This window comes from Brooklawnia sp., assembly GCF_049651565.1.
In the GTDB taxonomy this organism is placed as follows: domain Bacteria; phylum Actinomycetota; class Actinomycetes; order Propionibacteriales; family Propionibacteriaceae; genus Brooklawnia.
In genome coordinates, this window is record NZ_JBASCI010000015.1 from 1 (window position 1) to 2,690 (window position 2,690).

A 2,690-nucleotide genomic window follows, 5' to 3' on the forward strand; every position below is an offset into this window, starting at 1 on the left:
GGGTCGACCTCGTGTCCAGCCACGCGCTGTGACTTACCAGAGCCGCTCCGACGGCCAAAGTGATGGCGACCCGCCCGTCCCGCTCATCCCAAACTGAAACACGCCTTCTTCAGCAGTCTCCTAGGCCGATTCCGCCGGGTGCCGGGCGAGTCAGCAGCGCAAACAGACCAACAGCCCGGCAGTGGGCGGACGGATCAACTCGTCTGACGCTGAGGGGCTCAGGCAGCCATTGGGCCGCTCTTGGCCTCCGCCTCGACGAACAGTTCCGACACCTCGGCGTACACCTTTGACAGCGACACTCCAAGGGCCTGGCTGATGGCGTACAACAACTCGCTGGAGGCCTCCTTCTGTCCCCGCTCCACTTCGGACAGGTATCCAAGGCTGACCCGGGCGGCCACCGAGACTTCTCGCAGCGTTCGTCCCTGCCGCATCCGTTCGGCGCGCAGCACCTCGCCAAGCAGTTCACGTGCCAACGTGGCCATGGTGTTACCTCCCCGAAAGACACCCGGTGCGGACGCCGATACGGGGAGAACACCCATTTCCGTGCGGTTTATTCCTGCCCCGCGACGCCCGATTCGGTCAGGCACTCATTGAGCCAGTCCAACGCCGCACAGATGGTCTGCTGTCTGATCTCGGCACGCTGCCCCGCGAGGTGGAGCCGGCGGGCCCTGATCCGGCAGGCCCAGCGAACCGGCAGCTCCAGGCCGAGCCACACCGTGCCGGGCGGCTCGCCGTCCTGCCGATCTGGCCCGGCGACGCCGGTGGCCGACAATCCGATGTCGGCGCGGCAGTTCCAGGCAGCGCCGACGGCCATCTCCTTGGCGGTTCGTTCGTTGACCACTCCGTGCCTGGCGACATGGTCGGCTGCCACCCCGGCCAGCGACACTTTCAGGTCGCTGGCGTAGGTGATCAGGCCGCCGCGGAAAACCTCCGAGGCGCCCGGCACCGCGGTGATGGTGGCACCGATGCCCCCGCCGGTCAACGATTCGCAGGTCGCCATCGTCAGGCCCAGCTGCTTCAGCAGCCGAACGGTCTCGTCCGCCGCGTCGGCGCCCGACTCAGCTCGGCGGGTCATGCTCGATCTCGGGTGAGACCGCCGGTTCGCCGGCCAGCGGCTGCCAGCGGCCGTCCACCAGCGCCACCGGTCCCCCGGCCGCCAGCGAGGCCTTGCGCAGCTTGCCGGCCTCGAACAGGTAGTTGATGCCGGTCAGCACGGTGAGCATGAAGGCGATCCACATCAGCGCCCACTTGAGCGCTTCGTACCAGAAGCCGAGAGCCGGCAGCCAGGCGAGGAACGCGATCAACGCCAACGACTGCACCAGCGTCTTGAGCTTGCCGCCCCGATCGGCGGCCATCACCCCGTACTTGAGGACGGCGAACCGCATCGCGGTGATGCCCCACTCGCGGGCCAGGATGATGATCGTCATCCACCACGGCAGCTCGCCGACGATGGACAGCACGATGAACGCCATCCCGGTCAGCGACTTGTCGGCGATCGAGTCCCAGATCTTGCCGAAGTTGGTCACCAGGTTGTACTTGCGGGCGATGTAGCCGTCCGCGCTGTCGGTGAGGATCGCGATGGTGAACACGGCAGTGGCCCACAGCCGCCAGGTCTGGTCGTGCGGGTTCAGCAGGAAGACCACGACGAAGACCGGAACCAGCACCATCCGCAGGATGGTGAGGATGTTCGGCACGTTCCAACTGAAGCCCAGCAACTTCTCCGACTTGGGCTGGCTGGTCATCATCTGCTTACCTTACCTACCAGGTCGACGCCGATGCTGTCGATCACCTCGGCGCAGACCAGGTCGCCGACCGCGCAGTCGGGGGACCCGGCCAAGGTGGTCGTGCCGTCCACCTCGGGCCCTTGGTGGGCGGCCCGGCCGACCGCCTCTGCGTCCACGAACGATTCGACCAGGACGCGGACCTGCTGCCCTACCCGGTCCTCGGCCCGCTGGCTGGACACCTCGTCGGCGAGGTCGGAGAGTTGGTCCTGCCGCTGCCCGACCAGGTCGGGATCCAGGTGGCCGTCCAGCCGGGTGCCTTCGGTGCCCTCTTCGTCGGAGTAGGCGAACACGCCGACGGCGTCCAGTCTGGCCTCGCCCACGAACTGGCAGAGCGTCGCGAAGTCGGCCTCGGTCTCACCGGGGAAGCCGACGATGAAGTTGCTGCGGATGCCGGCCTGCGGCGACAGGTCGCGGACGCGTCCGATCAGGTCCAGGAAGTTGTCGGGGTCGCCGAACCGGCGCATCCGGCGCAGCACCGGCGCGGATGCGTGCTGGAACGACAGGTCGAAGTACGGCACCACCCTGTCGGTGGTGGCGATGGCCTCCAGCATGCCGGGGGTGATCTCGGCCGGCTGCAGGTAGCTGACCCTGATCCACTCCAGCCCGTCGATTCCAGACAGCTTGCGCAACAGCGCGGGCAGGGCGTCCCGGTTGCCGAGGTCCTTGCCGTAGGACGAGGAGTTCTCGCTCACCAGCATGACTTCCTTGACCCCCTGGCCGACCAGCCAGCGGGCTTCGGCCAGCACCTCGTCGGCCGGTCGGGAAAGGTAGGCGCCGCGGAAGGAGGGGATCGCGCAGAAGGCGCACCGTCGGTCGCAGCCGGACGCGATTTTGAGGGGCGCGAAAGGTCCGCCGGTCAGCCTGCGCCGCAGCACCGGTGGTCCGGACGCCGGGCCACGGCCAGCC

4 protein-coding genes are annotated in these 2,690 nt (G+C 67.8%); all 4 read right to left on the minus strand.

Going from position 1 to position 2,690, the window contains the following annotated elements:
* Positions 1–218 precede the first annotated feature (218 nt).
* Complete coding sequence (locus WBL05_RS00675; protein WP_424223073.1) at positions 219–482, minus strand: helix-turn-helix domain-containing protein; 264 nt, start codon at positions 480–482, stop codon at positions 219–221.
* A 68-nt stretch (positions 483–550) separates the two neighbouring features.
* Positions 551–1,075 carry a CinA family protein gene (locus WBL05_RS00680; protein WP_424223074.1) on the minus strand — a complete coding sequence of 175 codons (525 nt, stop codon included), beginning with the start codon at positions 1,073–1,075 and terminating at the stop codon, positions 551–553.
* Positions 1,059–1,742, minus strand: a complete 684-nt coding sequence (gene pgsA, locus WBL05_RS00685; protein ID WP_424223076.1) for a CDP-diacylglycerol--glycerol-3-phosphate 3-phosphatidyltransferase — start codon at positions 1,740–1,742, stop codon at positions 1,059–1,061. The genes WBL05_RS00680 and pgsA overlap by 17 nt, the downstream gene beginning before the upstream one ends.
* A partial coding sequence (locus WBL05_RS00690) for a MiaB/RimO family radical SAM methylthiotransferase (RefSeq protein WP_424223075.1) occupies positions 1,742–2,690 on the minus strand: 949 nt, incomplete at its 5' end. The genes pgsA and WBL05_RS00690, both read right to left, overlap by 1 nt.

Excerpts from the sequence above, each read along its gene's own strand:
- WBL05_RS00675 (WP_424223073.1), bottom strand. The coding sequence starts at position 482 with ATGGCCACGTTGGCACGTGAACTGCTTGGCGAGGTGCTGCGCGCCGAA.
- WBL05_RS00680 (WP_424223074.1), bottom strand. The coding sequence starts at position 1,075 with ATGACCCGCCGAGCTGAGTCGGGCGCCGACGCGGCGGACGAGACCGTT.
- pgsA (WP_424223076.1), bottom strand. The coding sequence starts at position 1,742 with ATGACCAGCCAGCCCAAGTCGGAGAAGTTGCTGGGCTTCAGTTGGAAC.